The sequence below is a fragment of the Bacillus paranthracis genome, from assembly GCF_024296885.1.
In the GTDB taxonomy this organism is placed as follows: Bacteria; Bacillota; Bacilli; order Bacillales; family Bacillaceae_G; genus Bacillus_A; species Bacillus_A paranthracis.
The window spans coordinates 2,821,537-2,841,736 of record NZ_CP101135.1 but is presented as its reverse complement, the minus strand read 5'-3'; the positions used below and the strand labels follow the sequence as shown (position 1 = coordinate 2,841,736).

The following is a 20,200-nucleotide window of genomic DNA, read 5'->3' as shown; positions in this document are numbered from 1 at the left end:
ATTAAAGAAATTATACTAGCGCTGTTTTAGAATGGTGAACCCCTTCAAGTTTTTTTAGTGAGTTTTAATCAAATATTAAATACTCTTGAGAATAAGTATTTATATGATACATCTAGTTGAATGTTATTTTCCTTTGGCACTAAGTATGTTTAGCACGTTTTTCTTTTGGGAAAAATAAGAATATACATTAGTGGAAAGGATAGGATTTAATGGTTACCAAAACCGATAATACAAGCTATTTAACCTCTTCTGTTTATTTGACCCGTAATCTATGGTCAGGTATCTTGTTTGGACTAGGATTAGTAGCTTTTATAGATGAAACTATTTTTCATCAACTGCTGCATTGGCACCATTTCTATGATAAATCTACAACAGATATTGGACTCATTTCAGATGGTCTTTTTCATGCTTTTAGTTGGTTTGCAACGATTGGTTCCTTGTTCATAGTTGCTGATCTTCGTCGTAGAGATGCATTTTGGTTGAAAAGGTGGTGGAGCGGATTAATGCTTGGTAGTGGTGGGTTTCAATTATATGACGGTATAATTCAACATAAACTAATGAAAATACACCAGATTCGATACGTAGAGAATGTTCTTATCTACGATGTAATATGGAATATAATTGCGACTGTAATGCTCTTATTTGGCATTCTGCTAGTTTTTCAGACAAGAACTGATGAAAGATTATTGAGAGGTAAAAGCTTAAATGAACAATAACCATCTTCATCATGAAATATGGAATGCACTGGATATTTTACTATTCGTATTCATTTTAATTATGTTAATCATTTATATAGTAGCCACGATTTTATCAAATCGCCATTACAAACGATGGCCGTTATATCGAATTGTCTTCTGGGTTTTAGGGCTTATTTGTGCGGCAATAGCAGTTGTTGGGCCATTAGCTTATCGTGCTCATAATGACTTCACAATACATATGCTTGTGCATTTACTCCTTGGGATGCTTGCTCCAATTTTTATAGCATTAGCAGCTCCGATGACTCTTTTTTTACGAACGCTCAATGTGAAAGTAGCGCGACGTCTTTCAAGTGTATTAAAGAGTAAGCCGCTACAAATCCTTACTCATCCCATTATCGCAACCTTGCTTAATCTAGGAGGGCTATGGATTCTCTATACTACTAATTTATACTCGATGATGCACAAAAGTATACTTCTTCATTTGTTCATACATTTCCACGTTTTTATTGCAGGATATTTGTTTACCACATCAATGATTTATATTGATCCAATATCCCATAGATATAGTTATAAATACCGATCAATTATTTTAATAGTTGCATCAGCTGGTCATGGGATATTATCAAAATACATATATGCTCATCCGCCTGCTGGTGTAGTCACTGAACAAGCTGAAATCGGGGGCGTGCTGATGTATTATGGTGGGGATTGCGTTGATATTGTTCTTATTTTTATACTTTGTTTGCAATGGTCTAGGGGCAGCAGATCGAGAACAAAAGGTAATAATGTATTAAGTTCATGGTAATTATTAGATTTTTTGAAATTAAAAACTTTGAAATGCAATTTGGTCATACTGTACTTAAAAGAAACTTTGATAAAAATCAGTATTTTATTTTCATTTTTAAAATTTATAAATAAAAAGCAGCTAGCAAAAGCTAACTGCAGCGAGAAAATTACATCCATGAATTTAAGGAGTATAACTATATCATGGTTAAATATAGTATGAACAAAAAATGTAAGCTTATACTATGAAATTAAAAAGAGCAGTTATTTATTATGACTGCTCTTTAATGGTAAGAAATAAAGCCTGGGTAAGAAGCAGACTTTATTATAAATAGTGTGTGTGAAAGATCGATTTTTATTCCAAAAGGGTAGTTCTATTCTTAGGATAGAGATGTTAATTAAGTACAGTGTATTTTCATATTAAACTTAATATTTTTTTGACGTGTTAATTTTGTATCATATGTTAATTCTTTAATATAAAAACCAAAGTTTTTGTGCTTAATGTATCTTTTTATCTACATATTTTCCGTAATCAGGTACAGCAATTTTATCGAATTCTTGAACGAGTGTTTTAAGGCTTGTTGATAGCAATTCACCTGACATTGGTATTCCGTGTCCAGTAACAGTGACTAGAGGCTTTAATTTTTCTAATTTAATAACGGATTCTTTAGCAGCGTTCCAGTCTGTTGTTAAATAACGAGGCGGACCGCTTATTTCCTGTTCTTGAGTAATTACCTTATATAGATATTCCTGTTTCACTGTAACAAAAGCGTCCCCTGCAATTAATGTTCGGTCTTTTTCTCGGAATAATGAAATATGACCTGGAGTGTGTCCTGGTGTATGCACCCATCTAAACTCTGGCATATGAGGAACAGTTCCATCTGCAGGTAGTACTTTTATGCTATTTCCTAAATCAATCGGTTCATTAGGGAACAAAGGCGACATTTTCGCTACCATACCACCTTCAACTGTTGGATCTGGTTCAGGATAGCTTTGTAGTCCAGTCAGGAAAGGTATTTCCATTTGATGGGCATAGACTGGAACATCCCAATACTTGATGAGTTCAATTATTCCCCCAACATGATCAAAATGCCCATGAGTTAAAATAATTGCTTTAGGGCGACTATTTGTACCAAATCGCGTCTCAGTGACAGAGATAATTTCATTTGCACATTTAGGCATTCCAGCATCAATTAAAACAAAATCATTGCTCTTGGGATGTCCAACAAAACAGATGTTGACGATTTGAATCGTGTAACAAAATAAATCAGGCAATACTTCAATGCCATGACCACTTTCAATTGAAGTTGCCGGAATAAACTTGTAATCACTTCCATAATTCATTTCATTGTCCAATTTTTCTCCCCCTTAATTTATTCCAATATGACATTATAGTTCCCTAATTTTGAAAATCCATTTTGGAGCATTTGAGAAAAGAATGAGTGGGGGATTACAAAAAACAATAACTTAGACTTAGAATTAAGGGGGAGATATGTTAATTCATTTAAAATGTAAACAAAGAATATTGATTTTAAAGTCGTAGTTTATACTATTTTTTGGAGTTTAAGTGTATATCTTTTAAGAGGATATACCAAGTTCTTTTATTTTGATAATTACTTGAAACTTGAACGGGAAAAACATGATCAAGCCCCCATTCTAATTCGTTTATTTCATTTTCAAGTCCTGTTGGATAGAGTAAAAGGATCTTAAAATTATTTTTAACAATATTTGATAAAACGGTTTGTAATTCAAGCGTTTCAGTTAAGCTTCCGCCCCATCTAACAAATAAAATGGATTGAGAATTATGAATTCTTTCGTAAAGGTTATCAATTCTTCGATCTAATTTTTGTTTAAAATCATGGTATGTGATGAACCAATCTTCATTCGGAATAACAGGGAAATCGTGATAAGATGTTACGTTATATTTTGTATCTTTTATAATATGAGAAAAAACAGGTTGTATCACGCCATCATTAAACACGACATTTTGCTCCGGCATTGCTTGCATGTTTTTTAAATCCATAAAGTCTACGAAATTATTTTTCAATAATGTGTTGATAGAAGAAAGATTCGGTGATACAAACCAATCTAGAGGACCTGAATATTTCCGCAGCTTATATTTTTTTAGATGAATAGCAGTATAACAATTTTCCCCTAAACTAATAACATCATCATACATTCCTTGAAGTTTTTTCATTTCCAATACAATCATCCTTTTTTAGAAAAATTAGAAGGTATATATAAATTCTAAAAAGCGTTATTATGACACAAAATATGCTTTTGAAAAATAGGAGAACGGGTTAATTATAAATAATATATGTATGTATAAAACCTCCTGTGAAAAGGCTCACAGGAGGTTAAACTAAGGCGTATTTCGAGTTATGTACCATTTGTTGAGGTAAGAATTGTGAGTGATAATTCATGGCCTTTCTATAATAAAGGGGAAAAAACAGAAATACATTGAAGTTAGTTGTGAACAAATTGTAATTTAAAATTGAGAGGAAATAAGAAGCCCGAGTTGCTTCATTATGCAACTCGGGCATTATTTAATCTCTTCCTAACTTAATTATATCATGTAAATCAAATTCGAAATAGACTATTTCTTCTCATTTACTCCTGCTACAATCAAGAACACATGCATAGTAAGGAGAGATGTTATATGAGTTCTTTCGTTCTCGATTTTCAGGAAATAGAAAAGGGGCAGCTTTCACTCGTCGGCGGAAAAGGTTTGAATTTAGGGGAGTTATCTAACATTCAAGGTATAGAGGTGCCAGAAGGATTTTGTGTGACAACGGTAGGATATGAAAAGGCCATCGAGCAAAATGAAAATCTTCAAACTTTGTTGCAGCAGCTAACCAAGTTGAAACTTGAAGACCGAGCTCAAATTGGTGAAATGAGTAAGGAAATTAGAGAAGTCATTATAGCAGTACAAATCCCTTCTGATGTAGTGGAAGCGGTAGCTCATTATCTCTCACGTTTTGGAAATGAACATGCGTATGCCGTGCGTTCTAGTGCTACGGCTGAAGATTTACCGTATGCCTCGTTTGCAGGTCAACAAGATACGTATTTAAATATTATCGGAAAAGAAGCGATTTTACAGCATGTAAGAAAGTGCTGGGCTTCTTTATTTACAGAGCGAGCAGTCATGTACCGTATGCAAAATGGTTTTGAACATAATCAAGTTTCTATATGTGTTGTCGTTCAAAAAATGGTTTTCCCGCAGGCTTCGGGAATTTTATTTACGGCTGATCCGGTTACTTCTAACCGAAAGGTGCTATCAATTGATGCCAGTTTTGGACTTGGTGAGGCGTTAGTATCAGGACTGGTCTCTGCCGATAATTATAAAGTAAAAGAAGGTAAAATTACTGAAACGATGATAGCGACTAAAAAATTAGCTATTTATGCTGTAAAAGAGGGCGGAACAGAGACGAAACAAATTGATTCAGCTCAGCAAAAGATTCAAACATTGTCTGAACGACAAATATTACAACTCGCACAGATTGGGAGACAGATTGAAGCTTATTTTGGCTGTCCGCAAGATATTGAATGGTGTTTAGCCCGTAATACATTTTATATTGTTCAAAGCAGGCCGATAACGACTTTATATCCAATTCCGGAAGAAAATGATGGGGAAAATCATGTATATATATCAGTTGGTCACCAACAAATGATGATCGATGCGATGAAACCATTAGGGTTATCTTTTTTCCTGTTAACGACAAGTGCCCCAATGCGTAAAGCGGGAGGACGGCTGTTTGTTGATGCTACGCAACAATTAGCTTCACCTGCTAGCAGAGAGTATTTAATAAATACGTTAGGAAAATCAGATCCACTCGTAAGAGATGCATTAACGACTATAATCGAGCGAGATAATTTTATTACATTGTTGCCGGATGATGAAAAAGAAAAGAGTGTTGGTAAAGGTGTGCCACCTGTAAGCACGCAACCAGAAATCGAAAATGATCCAGCAATCGTTACGGAATTAATAAAGAATAGTGAAGCATCACTTGAAGAGTTAAAAGAAACTATGCAACTGAAATCAGGAGTGGACGTACTTGATTTTATTTTGGAAGATATTCAGCAATTAAAGAAAGTATTGTTTAATCCGCAAAGTATAGCAGTTATTATGGCAGGTATGAATGCTTCAACATGGATCAATGAAAAAATGGAGCAATGGCTGGGCGAAAAGAATGCAGCGGACACCCTTTCTCAATCGGTGCAAAATAATATTACGTCGGAAATGGGTTTAGCATTAATGGAAGTTGCTGATGTGATTCGGCCGTACGAAGAAGTTATTGCGTATTTACAACATGTAGAAAATGATAGCTTTTTAGATGAACTCGTTCAGTTTAAAGGCGGAGAAAAAGCTCGAGAGGCAATAGATGCTTTTCTAAATAAATACGGAATGAGATGTAGCGGAGAAATCGACATTACGAAAACGCGCTGGAGTGAGAAGCCAACAACCATTATCCCGATGATTTTAAATAATATAAGAGATTTTGAATATGGTGCAAGTAAACGGAAATTTGAAGAAGGACTGCAAGAAGCTTTGAAAAAAGAAGAAGAGTTAGTAGATCGATTGCAGCAATTGCCGGATGGAAAACAAAAAGTAGAAGAAACGAAGCGAATGATTCGCAATATCCGTAATTTTATCGGCTATCGTGAATATCCGAAATACGGTATGATTAATCGTTATTTCATATATAAGCAGGCGTTACTAAAAGAAGCTGAGCAACTTGTGCAGAGCGGTGTCATTCATGAAGTTGATGATATATACTATTTAACTTTTGAAGAACTTCACGAAGTTGTTCGCACGAAGAAACTAAATTATGAGCTTATTCATAAACAAAAAAATGATTATAAATTATATGAAAAACTAACGCCTCCTCGTATAATGACGTCTGATGGAGAAATCATTACAGGTAAATATAAACGAGAAAACCTCCCAGCTGACGCGATTGCAGGTCTGCCTGTTTCTTCTGGAGTAGTTGAGGGGAGAGCTCGCGTTATTTTAAACATGGAAGAAGCGAATTTAGAAGAGGGAGATATATTAGTTACAGCTTTTACTGACCCTGGCTGGACGCCATTATTTGTATCTATAAAAGGACTAGTCACTGAAGTCGGCGGACTTATGACTCACGGGGCGGTTATTGCACGGGAATATGGATTACCGGCAGTCGTTGGAGTAGAGAACGCTACGAAATTAATAAAAGATGGGCAACGAATACGAGTACATGGAACAGAAGGGTATATTGAAGTGTTGTAATGAAGTAAAAGATCATCCGCTATAAATAGTGGATGATCTTTTTATTTTGCAATAACTCACTTCTTTAAGCCAGCTGCATAAAAAGGTCCATGAACTGCGATTGTTGATAAAATACGAGCAATTTCCTCTGGTGTTTCTTTTTGGCCACTATTTAACCATTGCTGAATGACACCAATATGAGCAGATGCCATATAAGAAGCTAAATATTGGCTTGGAACAAGTAAATTTTCCTTATTAATGAGAGCACCATTCGTATCTTCAAATAATGTTTTCCACATAAAGTCTTTCAACTTTGTTTGAAAAGATAAATCTCCTTTTGGGCTTAATACAGCTTTCATAAAATCACTATTTTCATTTAGAAATTCAAGAATAGAAGTGATAAGTAGAAACGGCATTGTTGGAGAAGGATTCGATCCGAGATCCGCAATCACTTCTGGGAATCTCTTTTTTGCAATGCTAGAAAACTCATACATAATGTCTTCTTGGCATTTTGTCATTAAATCAAATTTATCTTGATAGTGCGTATAGAAAGTACCGCGATTAATGTTTGCTTTCGTTGTAATATCTTTCACTGTAATGGCGTCAAAACCTTTGTCCTCAATTAATTCCACCAATGCATTTCGTATGGCAGTTTTCGTACGAACAACACGTAAATCTAAATTACTATCGCGCAAAGCATGTCCCTCCTTAATTTTAGCCAACACATTTCAAGAAAGTGTCTTATAACCGACACATTCACGATTTTTGATTATTGTATAAGGTTCAACTCGAACATATAATTCAAATATAAATAAACAACACGTTGTTGGTTATTATAAATCAAATGATAGGAGGAGAAAAGAAAATGTTTAAAAATAAACTTTTATTATTATCACCAGTTATTGCCCTACTTGTTGTTTTTATTTTTTCATTAACGTTATTTCCAACCGTTCAACCTCAGCCGAAAAACTTGCCAATCGCAATTGTAAATGAGGATCAAGGAGTAGAAATTCCGAATCAACCGAAGATGAATATGGGGCAAACAATTGTTGATAATATGAAAAAGACATCAAAATCAGAAGAAGAACCTGCGGTGAAGTGGATAGAAGTGAAAAATGAGGAAACCTTGCAAAACGGTTTAAATGATCAAGAGTATTATGCAGCGTTAGTCATTCCGAAAGACTTTAGTACAAAACAAGCATCATTACGAACACCACAGCCATCTTCGCCAGAGGTAGAAATATTTATAAATCAAGGAATGAATACAGCAGCATCAACTATGGCAGGGCAAATGTTAAATGGTGTAGTTGATAATATGAACAATACTGTTCGCGCGCAACTATTAGAAGGATATAAAGCAAAAGGAGTTACGTTAACAGCAGATCAAGTTTCAAATGTAGTAACACCGATTACAAAGAAAGTGATAAATGTAAATGAAATTGGCAAAAACAGTGCGAACGGTAACTCGCCAATTTCTTTATTCCAACCGTTATGGATTGCAAGTTTAGCGAGCGCAGCAATTATCTTTATTGCGATAAGTAAAATGCCAGTAGGTACAAGAAAAGAAAACTTCATATTAAAACTAAAACAAATCATAACAGGGGCTGTCGCAGCATTTGTCATTGGGTTCGGTCTTACATGGATTGCGGATGGAATGGTAGGACTAAATATTTCAAATTTCACTGATACGGCACTGTTTTTAACTATTACGTCCTTTAGTTTCTTCTTAATGATATCGGCGGTACTTTCAATAGTCGGACTAAAGGGAATCAGTATATTTGCTCTCTTACTATTCTTTGGTGCACCGTTATTATCATTAGCGCCTGAAATGTTGTCTCCATTTTACCAAGACTGGGTGTATACATGGTTGCCGATGCGATTTATGATTGAAGGACTTAGAGAAATATTCTTCTTCGGAAAAGGGTTAAGCTGGAGTACACCTGTTATTGTGCTTATTTGGATTGGTGCGGTAAGTATCGTTATTATTTTAGCGACTGCTTTCAAACATAGTGCAATAAAGGAACATACAACAGAATTAAACGCTTAGAACAAAGAACGTTTCACTCGTAGTGAAGCGTTCTTTTTGTGGTGAAATGATTATTAGTCTATAGGGAGATGAAGAGTTCGTATTTGCGGTTTATTTTGTATACATGCTCTTACTATTTCAAATTGCATAAAGTGTTATGTGAAATAATGGAGGGGATACGATGTATAGTTCGAATTATTATGATTGGTATAGGCAAAATGATAAGCTGATTCGTGATATTGAGAAAGCAATTAACGGAGAGTTTAGTGCTATAAATTGTTACGCGAAATTAGCTAACATGGCTCCAAATACGGCAGAACGAAATCAAATTCTTGAAATTCGTAACGATGAAATAAAGCATTTTCATCAGTTTGTACAGATCTATACAAATTTAACTGGTCAGCAGCCAAAACCACAAATTACAGAAGAATGTCCGAATACGTACTTACAAGGATTAGAATTCGCAATACAAGATGAACAGAAGACAGTGGATTTTTACTTGGAAATTGCAGATGAGACATCAGATACACATTTGAAAGAGTTACTGCGTAGAATAGCTGCCGATGAACAAAATCATGCGGTGTGGTTTTTATATTATTTTGTGAAGACGAAGTGAATGCTTAAGGAATTAAAACCGTTTCACTAGTAGTGGGACGGTTTTTGTGATGAAATACAAGTTATATATAGTAGCTGAATTTCGTATATAATGTATGAAACAAAAATGGAAACAAATATGTTAGGAGTAAACATATGAAAAGAGGAATCTTTGTAGAAATTCCAAATGAATATAATAATTTACTTTGGAAAGTATTAAAGCCAATTCATATTCCTTCATATGATTGGTGGGTAGGGAGTGAGGAGTCATACTTAGTAGCACGTGGTGGATTGGATGAAGCGTTATTTCCAGAAGAACCAAGTGTAATGGAAGGATCGGATTTGAACAGGTTATTTAAAGCCAACGTATATTATCTTATTTTTGCAGATTTAAAAGCATATCTCAAAGGAGAAATAGTACTAGATATTGAAACATATGAAGAGTTTATGGAAAGTAAGTGTGAGATAGTCGTATTAGTGGCGGACGGTCAATACATACAAATTTATGCGGAAGACCAAAAAGCGATTGAACTGATGTATGAAAACGCACGAAATCAGGGGTTTTATGTAGAATATGTTACAGACGAAAATGACGGTAGAACACGTTTGTCAGTATAGTAAGAATTTGAAAGGGGAAACGCAATATGGAGAGAACTATAAGTAAAGAATATACAATTCGAACCGCTACTGAAGAGGAAAGCGATAACATTATTACTCTATTAAAAGAAGTAGCACAATGGCTACAACATAAAGAAGTGGACCAGTGGCAGTACCTTTTAGGAGGAGAAGCTACGGCTGAAATATTAGAAGGTATAAGAGAGAAATATACATATGTGGTTACGAAAGAAGATGAAATTATCGGTACAGTTACAGTATCTCCTAAACAAAATGAATGGGATGAATATATTTTTGGTAAAGAGGAAGTTTCTAATTCATTATATATTCATAGATTTGCGGTGAATCGGAAGTATAAGGGGAACGGAATCGGAGAATGGATGTTACAGTGGGTAGAAGAGAATGTACAACATGACAAAGAGTTTTTAAAACTAGATTGTGTAGGGCATAATCGCATATTGAATGATTTTTATAAGAGCAATGGTTTTGAATATGTTGGCAGTACAGATGGATTTAGTAAGTTTCAAAAGAAAAGGGGAGAGTAAATGAATCAAATTAATACTGGTTTAGTTAAAAGATTAATAGGGGGAACAGTTTCCTGACTGGACACATTTAGAGGTGAAACCTGTAAAGTTTAGTGGGCATGATAACAGAACATTTCACTTAGGGGATGAGTGTAAGATTGCCAAGTGATGCAGCGATGTTATGGATGTTTTTTGATAAAAGTAGTAGAAAGATATGTAAAGAAGTACTACAAATAGATGAAGAAACGTGGAATAGAGCGAGAGGATGGGCACTTTGGAAAGCGTTAATTACATATGATGCGAATAAGAGTAGTAATAAGATAGTGGCAGAAGAATCGTATCGTGTCATTTAAGTAATTGTAGATGATTATGGACAGTAATAGAAAAAGCCTATTTTGAATCATACGATCAAAATAGGCTTTTTTATATGATTAATCGATACTTAAAGCTTTTTTACCCATTTGATTATAACTGTGCTCAAATCGGGATTTTACCATTGGCTGGTCTTTTTTACCGTCTAGTGGGTCATTATAATAAATGTTACGATCATCTACACCAGTTATGATAATAGTATGTGCATTTCTGTATCCATTTACGGTTTTTCCTTGAGGTGTTTTCCAAGTTTGTTCTAGTTGTGGAGCAGTTATTTTGTTTCCTACCCACGCTACAACTGGTTTACCATTCCGTACATAGCTTTCTAATACAGAGAAATCCTGTCCTGTTAAATCTGTACCTCTTGCATGTTTATCAAGTAATTGTTTCAATGGTGCCGGGTTAATAGAGTAACCATAATTTATTCCTCTTACATCACCAACGAATCCGATGTCTGGATCACCCCAAACTGAAATTTTTCCATCACCTGTAGTCTGGCGTCGAGTTGTATCAAATGGCATTTGATTAGCAAAGTCTACTTTATTTAATGAGCGTCCTGTATAGTATTCTAAAAGCATTTGGAGTGAAACAACTGCACTTCCTTTTTGTAGTTCCGGCAATTGATTAATGGCAGGAACATTTAAGAGGAGCTTTGGACGTAAGAGATAAGACATGTTTATCCATTTCGGTCCTTTATCTGTACGAATTTGTACCCATCCGTCATCTCCCATAGCTAATTCTTCGATGCCGCCTTGTGGAGCATACTTTCCAGATATTTTAGAAGAAAAATTAGGGCTATCGTAAGCAAAAAATGTTCTTGGTATGTATGTTAGTTCTTTTCCTTCACCCTCTTTTAAATATGGATTCATCCATTGAAGCCCTTCGCTAGTGCGAATTTTTAACCAGATGCTATTTTCTTCAACGACTGTTACAGTTTGAGGGGGATATTTACCAACCACGTATCCTGTTCTTGACGGTCTATCAAAGGTAACAAAGTTTTTATCAATGTAGACTTGTTTCTCTTTTAATGGTGTCCACTTTAACCCATGATCCGTCGCAATTTTAATCCATCCGTTTTCAGATTCATCGAATACAGTAACGGTTTGTGGTGCATATTCAGCAAGTATACCTGAATGAAGAGAGGTTTCAGGATAAATAAAATAATGTTGTTTCATAGTAACTTGCTTTAATTTAATTTCTTTATCTTTCGATTGGTCTGTGCGAGCAACTAAACTTGCAGCTTCTGCACGGGTAATCGTGTTATCTGGATACCAATGACTACCACCATAGCCCAGTGAAATACCAAGAGCAACAAGAAGATTAGCCGATTTTTCACTCCAATGCCCTTTTAAATCTCGGAATACAGTAGGTAGTTTTTCAGTGGCTTTTTTGTCTAAGTTATATGCATGAACAAGCATAGAGGCCATAGCAGCTCTCGTTAGCTTTCCAGAAGGTTCGAAATTTCCATTCCCGACGCCTTTAATAATCCCAGCTTTTTCAACTGCAGCAATATAAGGAGTAGCCCAATGTTTTTGGGAATCTTTAAATGATGGCTTTGCTGAAGGGTCTATTTGTAAGTTTAATATTTTTGCCATGATAATTGCGGCAGAAGCTCTATCAATTTCAAGATTAGGTCCAAATGTACCGTCTGGTAAGCCAGATAAGACTTTTTTCTTTACTAAATAATCAACGGACGGCTTTGCCCAGCCAATAACATCAGGAAATTGATAGTAGTAATCGTCTTCGTCTTCGTAATTCTCCAATTGCGCATTATTTTTTTGTGTTACAGTTTCACTCACAGCGAAAGAACTAGATGGAGCGATGATAGCACCAAATAGCAACGCACTTGCCATAGTTATTTTTATTGTTTTCAAATTTCCATTCTCCTTCTATTTTTATGTGGGATAATTTAAAGAGTAAATTGAAAAAAGAAATAATTTAGTTACAAAATGTATGTTTGGAATGAGTATATGTAACATGTATGAAAGATATTATATGATAATTTTTGGAGACTGACAATAAAAATGTAAGATTATTGCTTGTGTCATTTTCAAATGAAAAGAAGGAATTTAATATAATTATACAGAATATTTAGATAAATAGGGGGTGTCGAATTTTGAGTGAAATTGAATTAAAAAGGAATGTAATTAAGACAGGGAGTGAGAAGAGCATCATTCTTCGGTTTATACTCGCTAGTCTCGTTGGGGTGTTTATGTTTTTCGTACCAGTTACGATAAATGGCGCTTCTTCCATAATGATTGATCATATCGTGTCGTGGATTAGAGCTTCGGTTCCGAGCGTCGTACCTTATTACGCACTACTCGTTATGGTAATGGGTGCAATTTATCCGTTTTATACGAAAAAATGGAATACATCTATCGTAGATATTTGCTTTTCGACTTTAAAAGTGGTTGGCGTCGTTTTCGGTGTATTATATTGTTTGAAAGTAGGGCCAGCTTGGTTCTTTGCGCCAGATGTTGGGCCGTTTTTGTATGAGAAACTAGTAATATCGGTAAGTTTACTCGTTCCGATTGGTTCGGCTTTTTTAGCATTATTAGTCGGGTATGGATTACTTGAATTTATCGGTACGTTTTGCCGTCCGATTATGAGGCCGTTATGGAAAACACCTGGACGATCAGCAATTGATGCGGTTGCGTCCTTTGTGGGAAGTTATTCACTGGCTTTATTAATTACGAACCGTGTCTATAAAGAAGGAAAGTATACAACAAAAGAAGCAGCCATTATCGCTACAGGATTTTCTACAGTATCCGCAACATTTATGATCATCATCGCAAAAACATTAGATATTATGCATTTATGGAATGTTTATTTTTGGACGACTCTCGTTGTAACATTCATCGTAACTGCTATCACCGTAAGACTTCCACCCCTTAGTAGAAAACCAGATACATATGTAACAGAAGAAGGGTTCCCAGAGCCTGTTTATAAAGAGAAAATGTTAGAACGCGCTTGGGAAGATGCATTAGAAGTATCAAAAACTGCACCAAGCGTTATGAAAAATATCGCAGTGAACTTAAAAGACGGCTTTATTATGACAATGGGAATTTTACCATCTATTATGTCTGTAGGGTTAATTGGTATTGTCTTAGCGAAGTTCACACCAATATTTGATTGGATCAGTTATATTTTTTATCCTTTTACATGGGCTTTGCAACTGCCAGAAGCAGACTTAGCTGCTAAAGCGGCATCCGTCGGTATTGCGGAAATGTTTTTACCATCATTATTAGTAGTTAGTGCACCACTTGTGACAAAGTTTGTCATTGCGGTTGTTTCGGTATCATCTATATTGTTTTTCTCAGCATCCATTCCTTGTATTTTATCGACAGATATTCCGTTAAAAGTATCAGAACTTATTATTCTGTACGTACAAAGAACGATATTAACATTGCTTATCATTACGCCGATTGCTTATTTGTTGCTTTAAAAAGGGGAAAGGTATAAAAAGAATCCTTCTATAAAAGGAAGGATTCTTTTGTTTAGTGTTTTTATCAAGTAAATACTTTAAAATGTACACTTTTTTGATGTTTTATTTGTTTTTCGAATATGACGTAATACTTCTTAAGAAAATTCCTAATCCTGCAAAAAAGAATCCTAAGCATAATAAGCTGCCTGGCGTTCCCCAAGTAATTTGATCTAGCATTTTTATATCCTCCCATTTACCCCATATGAATTAACTGTAAAACTTTCACTTTATTATTATATAGTATTTTTTTGGTGTAATCCAGAATTATCCATACTACCAAATTGAAAAAATAATCTTTTTGTAGAAATAATAGCGTTTTTGGTGTGCAAATCTTTCAATAATGCACACTAGACCTTTAGAAAAAGAAAAACCTTACATGAAATGAAACCAATATAAATGTAGCTTGATATAATGGGATGGACACGGTATTTGTTACAGGCTTTTACGGATTATTATGTAAGAAGGTATTAAAACTTGAATTTTAAGTGCATTTAAAAGTTAGTGTTAATGTTTTAATATCTATATAATTAAATGTTTATTTCTGTGATATAGTAAGAAAAAGGGGGCTTACAAATGGAAATCATTCACGAAAGAGCAAAGCTACGGTTAATGGATAGTAATGATGTCGAAACTTTGTTTTCGATTGTAGAAGGAAATCGGGAAATTTGGGCGTATTTAATCTCTAAAATGGATAGTATGCAAGATATGCAGCAATATGTGCAAAAAGCGATACAAGGTTATGGAAAAGGTACGCAAATCCCTTTCGTTGTAGTGGATCAACAGACGAATAAGATTGTAGGGAGTACACGTCTATATAATATTTCAGTGGAAGATAAAACAGTCGAGTTAGGACAAACGTGGTATCATCCAAGTGTCCAGCGTACGAGTATCAATACAGAGTGTAAGTATATGCTTCTCCAGTATGCTTTTGAAAAACTGCATATGCTCAGGGTACAAATTAAGACGGATGCAAGAAATGAAAAAGCACAACGAGCAATTGAAAGGTTAGGCGCAGTAAAAGAGGGTGTGCTTAGAAATGAAAGAAAATTATCAAATGGTTATGTGAGAGATGCAGTTGTGTACAGTATTATCTCAAGTGAATGGCCAGACGTGAAAGAACAATTGTTAGAAAAATTAGAGTTGTATAAAGAAAAGCTATAATTCGTGTTTTGAAAGGTATATTGTTCTTAAGGCATGAAAAATATACCTTTTTTCTTACAAAATGCTACTTTATTTTAATTCCTTTTGTTTCATCGTTCCCTTCTGAGACAAAATTCGTTACAATGTAGTTGTATGGTAATAAACTTATGAATTTAAAACATGTAATGAAAACCGCAAATGAAAATGAATTGATAATCCTCAATTTTAAATGAAAACCCTTTTATACATAAATAACAAGTAAAGTTCCTTCTTTTAAATAAACTCAAACAAAACGATTTGATATAAATGTTTTTTTATAGAAGTATGGATGATGTACGGAGGCAATTACAAATGAAAGAAAATAAGAAGAGTAAGAAAAGGCGAATCTTTCAAGTATTTTTACTAATGATTTGTTCTGCTATTTTATATGTAAGTTATGCAGCTTACGATATTTGGAGTTATCGTTTTAAAACAGATGATAGCGTGAAAACGGATGCTGGTATCGTACTAGGAGCAGCTTCTTGGAATGGAAAACCATCTCCTGTATTTAAAGAAAGAATTAATCATGCGATTTCTTTATATAAGAACGGAAATATTAAAAAGATTATTTTTACAGGTGGTACAAAGTTCGAGGCAGAGCTTGAGGAAGCGCGTACTGCAAGAGTATATGCAATGAAACAAGGTGTAAAAGAGGAAGATATTTTAATTGAAACAAAATCCCTTTTCACTGAAGAAAATTTAAAGAATGCGAAGGAAGTTGGAATAGAGAACGGAATACGCACATACACGATTGTAAGTGATCCACTTCATATGAAACGCGCAATGAGAATCGCAAAACATATTAATATTGAAGCGTATGCTTCACCAACGCCGACATCAGCATATAAAACGTTAGATACAGAAATACCATTCTTCTTTAAAGAATTATTCTCGTATATTGGATATGTAACCTCGTTGCCATTAAAGGCATTGAAGGGAGACTAATAAGAAAAGAACCTATCTTTAAATAGGAACTTTTCTTATTAGTCAAAAACATTGTATTTTTATCGGAATAGTGAAACAATAGAGAGGTAGCTTCATATAATCATAATGACAAAATGAACGGTTTATGAATCGAACATAAAGGAGATTATAGTATGGCACTCTCATTTGTTGAAACAGAAAAACAATCTTTCATTATTGAACAAATAAATAAATTGATTCCGAAGTTCATGGAAAGGGAGCATCAACTAAGTGAATTAGGATCATTTCCGTATGAAAATATAAATGATTTGAAAGATATCGGATATACGAAATTAACGTTACCGAAGGAATTTGGTGGTAGTGCGATTTCTTTATATGACTTCGTTCTATTTCAAGAGAAAATTGCGGAAGGCTGCGGGGCTACTGCATTATCGATTGGCTGGCATCTTGGCATTGTGAAAGAACTAGCGGAAAATCGCTCTTGGAATGATGAGATGTTTAAATGGTTTTGCGAAGAAGTGCGAAATGGGGCGCTCTTTAATAGGGCAGCAACAGAACCGAAAACAGGGAGTCCGACGCGTGGCGGTAAACCAGAAACAATAGCGGTTCAACAAGGCGAGAAGTGGGTTATAAATGGAAGGAAAACTTTTACAACGATGGCGCCAGTACTTGATTATTTTATTATTTCAGCGAGTATGGAAGGCCGTGAAGAAGTTGGTGAGTTTGTTATTCCAAGAAATACAATCGGTGTATCCATTGAAGAAACGTGGGATAGCGTTGCGATGCGAGGGACTGCTAGCCACGACCTTGTCTTACAAAATGTAGAGATAGACAACCGCTTTTTTACGGATGTAAAAGGCGGGAAAGTGAAACAAAAGGGTATTGGCTGGTTGCTACATATACCAGCATGTTATTTAGGAATTGCACAATCAGCAAGAAATTATGCAGTTCAGTTTGCGGGATCATACAAACCAAATAGTTTAAACCATTCTATTAGTTTATTACCGAATGTTAGAAGATTAGTTGGAGAATTAGAACTCGAGCTTATGCAAGCTCGCGTCTTTTTATATCAAATTGCGAAAAAATACGATGAGGCAGAAGATAAACTGTCACTGCAAGCAGAATTAGCGGCAGTGAAATACGCCGTAACAAATGCGGCGATATCCATAGTGGATAAATCAATGCGCATCGTAGGAGCAAAAAGTTTATCAGAAAAAAATCCGCTTCACCGTTATTATTTAAACGTTAGAGCAGGACTACACAACCCGCCGATGGATGATGCAACACTATCTATGTTGGCGGATGCGGCGTTTCGGTCGTAGTTTTTTTAGCTTGAACTTTATTATTTAAGTACAATATAGTTGTTTTGAAAGCACGTGTTTGATTAGTAATCGAACGCGTGCTTTTTATTCGATTGATATACTAGAAATGCAGCGTTTAAATATAAATAATCATCATGATTTTGTGAGTGTTCCTTGATGGAAAAACATTTGCCATTTTTCATCTATCAGTTTCCAAATGGAGCTTCGCAAAGTATTCTGCATTCTAGTTTCATCCCTTACACGATATGTTGCCAACGCTGTATCGTCCGATAAAGAACATATTTCAAAATTAGAAAGAGTCATAAGGGTCACTATACACGCCCCCTCAATTTAAGCAATTAATTGTTCACCAAAACGGAAAAAATAAGCCGAATTTATCTTGGAATAAATTCGGCTTTTAATTGTTAGAAATTATATTTGGTCATTTTAAGATTTCCGATAGCCTAAAAAACATAAAAGATTAAATAATAGTAATCCTCCAGCAAAGTACCACGAATATCGGAATGCTTGAATAAGCCCATCTGTTTCCATATTGCCTTGTGAATCCATAAATGTTGCGGCAACTGCGGCACCAAATGCAATTGCAACGTTTTGTAACATACGTTGCACAGCTCCAATCGTACCTTGTTTCTCTTTAGATACAGATGTCATAATTGATGCAATATTAGCAGGCTGGAAAATTCCTCCTCCACCCCCATATAGAAGTAATAAGCTCACCATTATATATGGTGACCAATGGGCTTGGATAAAGCTTAATCCAACAAATGCTATAAACATAACACATAAACCTATTTTCATAATTAATTTTGGCCCAAAACGTTCCATGTATTTTCCTGCTATTCGCGAAAATATTACTAAACCAAGCGGGGCTGATAATAAAACAAATCCTGTTTGCCAAGGAGTTAATTGCGTAAATGCTTGTAGGAAATAGGGTGGAATGATAAAAATAATTGCTGAGGCCACCCCAAAACCTACTGTTGCAAATATAGGAACGATAAAATTTGAATGCTGGAATAAATGTACATCTATAATAGGGTGTTTTACTTTGGATTCATGAATTATAAAAGTAACTAATAAAATAATTGAAATCATGATATATCCCCATGTAGATATACTTTTCATTCCTACACTTGATCCATGAGAGAAACCAAAAAGAAATAGCAAGGCGCTTAAAGTGAAGTATATATTTCCTAATACATCGATAGTTGATGGATGTATTTCTTCTTTTATAACTCGAGAGACTTTGTAACAAGCCCATAATCCAATTAGACATAATGGAATGTTAATCCAAAAAATCCATCGCCAACTTCCAAGTGAAATGAAAAATCCTCCTGCAGTGGGACCTAAAATAGGCCCTAATCCTATCATTACTCCTAAGGTACCTAATGCATGACTACGATTTTCAGGGGTGATAAGAGTTGTAATGAGAGCTGCAGATGTAGCTTGTAAAGCAGCAGCACCAATGCCCTGAATGGCTCGAAATACAAGCAATTGCCACATTTCTTGAGATAAACCGCATAATATAGAACTGAAAAGAAATATAACAAACCCCCACAAACATATTCTGATTCGGCCTATGCGATCACTAAGTTTTCCAAATAAAAGGATAGTGGCACTAAGTGCCATAACATATATAGTTACACTCCATGCCGTTATAGTTACTGTTGAGTGAAATTCTTTTTCTAGAAATGGTAAAGCAATATTGATAATACCAGTATCTAAAGTGGATAAAAACATTCCGATACCAGCAGTCAGGATTACCATTTTTTCACTAAAATGAGAAAGTGCTCGGTTTGCAACAATATTCGTATTATTCATCAAATTACCACAACCTTTTTACTTAATCTAAGCTTGACGGCAATGGGGCTTTCCTCACAAAATCTTTATTTAAGGTTAATCCCATATAAGGGGTCTTTCCAACTCTACCATTCTTAAGTATTGTAAAAACTGACCCGTATGAACGGCATCATGATAGGCAATTCTTAAAAGCATGTCACCCAAATATCGTTGATAGCCTACATCACTTCTATCAATAAGTCTCGATTCTAATTCTTCAGTTGATATGGATTCAACATATTCTATAAAATTGGAAAAATACGATTGCGATAACTCTATCTCTTTTTCAACAGAAGTGATTGGTTCTTCATCGTATGGAGTATGTATATCTGCCTTTATCGATCTGTTGTTTCTTAAGAGCAAATGATAATGGAAACTTGCACTCCATACATGCCGAATCATCTCTCCAAAAGTCATTGCTTCGTTGTCAGGTTTCCAAGAAAGCAAGCTATCAGGAAGTGACCTCCACAGTTTGATAGAGCGCCTTCTTGTTTCCTTTAAATTTAATATACAAAGATCAATTGCATTCATTACAAATAATTCCTCCTTACTTGTGGATTTAAGATAATTGTATCAAATTGATAATTAGGGTATCATC

General features: G+C 35.0%; 17 protein-coding genes and 1 pseudogene. 12 read left to right on the top strand and 6 right to left on the bottom strand.

Features of this window, described 5'->3' with window-relative positions:
- Positions 1-209 precede the first annotated feature (209 nt).
- On the top strand, positions 210-716 hold the full coding sequence (locus NLJ82_RS14630; RefSeq protein ID WP_000256784.1) for a DUF2243 domain-containing protein: 507 nt from the start codon (positions 210-212) through the stop codon (positions 714-716).
- Complete coding sequence (locus NLJ82_RS14625) at positions 706-1,503, top strand: cytochrome c oxidase assembly protein (protein ID WP_001063488.1); 798 nt, start codon at positions 706-708, stop codon at positions 1,501-1,503. The genes NLJ82_RS14630 and NLJ82_RS14625 overlap by 11 nt, the downstream gene beginning before the upstream one ends.
- 476 nt (positions 1,504-1,979) lie before the next feature.
- On the opposite strand, the gene NLJ82_RS14620 is transcribed toward NLJ82_RS14625, so the two are convergent.
- Positions 1,980-2,837, bottom strand: a complete 858-nt coding sequence (locus NLJ82_RS14620) for an MBL fold metallo-hydrolase (protein ID WP_000368268.1) — start codon at positions 2,835-2,837, stop codon at positions 1,980-1,982.
- 193 nt (positions 2,838-3,030) lie between these two features.
- Entirely contained in the window at positions 3,031-3,693 is a 663-nt protein-coding gene (locus NLJ82_RS14615) for a DUF1796 family putative cysteine peptidase (RefSeq protein WP_002027960.1), read from the bottom strand.
- A 447-nt stretch (positions 3,694-4,140) separates the two neighbouring features.
- Here NLJ82_RS14615 and ppsA point away from each other — a divergent pair, with 447 nt between their 5' ends.
- Positions 4,141-6,747, top strand: coding sequence for a phosphoenolpyruvate synthase (gene ppsA / locus NLJ82_RS14610; RefSeq protein ID WP_000094164.1), 2,607 nt, complete (start codon positions 4,141-4,143; stop codon positions 6,745-6,747).
- A gap of 56 nt (positions 6,748-6,803) precedes the next feature.
- Here ppsA and NLJ82_RS14605 read toward each other — a convergent pair whose 3' ends face one another.
- Positions 6,804-7,421 (bottom strand): TetR/AcrR family transcriptional regulator, encoded by a 618-nt coding sequence (locus NLJ82_RS14605; RefSeq protein WP_001205689.1) that lies wholly within the window; start codon positions 7,419-7,421, stop codon positions 6,804-6,806.
- A gap of 149 nt (positions 7,422-7,570) precedes the next feature.
- On the opposite strand from NLJ82_RS14605, the gene NLJ82_RS14600 reads away from it, so the two are divergent.
- The 5 genes and pseudogenes from NLJ82_RS14600 to NLJ82_RS28910 all read left to right on the top strand — a co-directional run.
- A complete protein-coding gene (locus tag NLJ82_RS14600) occupies positions 7,571-8,773 on the top strand; it encodes a YhgE/Pip domain-containing protein (RefSeq protein WP_170930444.1) in 1,203 nt (400 codons plus the stop codon).
- 160 nt (positions 8,774-8,933) lie between these two features.
- Positions 8,934-9,368 carry a ferritin-like domain-containing protein gene (locus NLJ82_RS14595; RefSeq protein ID WP_000287397.1) on the top strand — a complete coding sequence of 145 codons (435 nt, stop codon included), beginning with the start codon at positions 8,934-8,936 and terminating at the stop codon, positions 9,366-9,368.
- A gap of 134 nt (positions 9,369-9,502) precedes the next feature.
- Positions 9,503-9,964: a DUF2691 family protein gene (locus NLJ82_RS14590; protein ID WP_000820158.1), complete on the top strand. Its 462-nt coding sequence runs from the start codon at positions 9,503-9,505 to the stop codon at positions 9,962-9,964.
- Positions 9,965-9,990: 26 nt separating this feature from the next.
- Positions 9,991-10,506, top strand: a complete 516-nt coding sequence (locus tag NLJ82_RS14585; RefSeq protein WP_000442524.1) for a GNAT family N-acetyltransferase — start codon at positions 9,991-9,993, stop codon at positions 10,504-10,506.
- A gap of 146 nt (positions 10,507-10,652) precedes the next feature.
- A pseudogene (locus NLJ82_RS28910) lies at positions 10,653-10,838 on the top strand (aminoglycoside phosphotransferase); the annotation flags it as partial.
- A gap of 78 nt (positions 10,839-10,916) precedes the next feature.
- Here the strand turns inward: NLJ82_RS28910 and NLJ82_RS14575 are convergent.
- A complete protein-coding gene (locus tag NLJ82_RS14575) occupies positions 10,917-12,731 on the bottom strand; it encodes an S-layer homology domain-containing protein (RefSeq protein WP_000848939.1) in 1,815 nt (604 codons plus the stop codon).
- A gap of 242 nt (positions 12,732-12,973) precedes the next feature.
- On the opposite strand from NLJ82_RS14575, the gene NLJ82_RS14570 reads away from it, so the two are divergent.
- From NLJ82_RS14570 to NLJ82_RS14555, 4 genes are all read left to right on the top strand, one after another.
- Positions 12,974-14,302, top strand: coding sequence for a YjiH family protein (locus tag NLJ82_RS14570; protein WP_001289406.1), 1,329 nt, complete (start codon positions 12,974-12,976; stop codon positions 14,300-14,302).
- Between the two features lie 612 nt (positions 14,303-14,914).
- Positions 14,915-15,502, top strand: a complete 588-nt coding sequence (locus NLJ82_RS14565) for a GNAT family N-acetyltransferase (protein WP_000402596.1) — start codon at positions 14,915-14,917, stop codon at positions 15,500-15,502.
- Between the two features lie 330 nt (positions 15,503-15,832).
- Positions 15,833-16,465: a YdcF family protein gene (locus tag NLJ82_RS14560; protein WP_000662223.1), complete on the top strand. Its 633-nt coding sequence runs from the start codon at positions 15,833-15,835 to the stop codon at positions 16,463-16,465.
- A 152-nt stretch (positions 16,466-16,617) separates the two neighbouring features.
- A complete protein-coding gene (locus NLJ82_RS14555) occupies positions 16,618-17,766 on the top strand; it encodes an acyl-CoA dehydrogenase family protein (RefSeq protein WP_001218386.1) in 1,149 nt (382 codons plus the stop codon).
- 426 nt (positions 17,767-18,192) lie between these two features.
- On the opposite strand, the gene NLJ82_RS14545 is transcribed toward NLJ82_RS14555, so the two are convergent.
- Together NLJ82_RS14545 and NLJ82_RS14540 are read right to left on the bottom strand one after the other, a co-directional pair.
- Entirely contained in the window at positions 18,193-19,584 is a 1,392-nt protein-coding gene (locus NLJ82_RS14545) for an MFS transporter (protein WP_001066465.1), read from the bottom strand.
- Positions 19,585-19,659: 75 nt separating this feature from the next.
- The gene (locus tag NLJ82_RS14540; protein ID WP_000991251.1) at positions 19,660-20,133 is read right to left on the bottom strand and encodes a DinB family protein; all 474 of its coding nucleotides are present in this window, start codon (positions 20,131-20,133) and stop codon (positions 19,660-19,662) included.
- Positions 20,134-20,200: the final 67 nt, after the last annotated feature.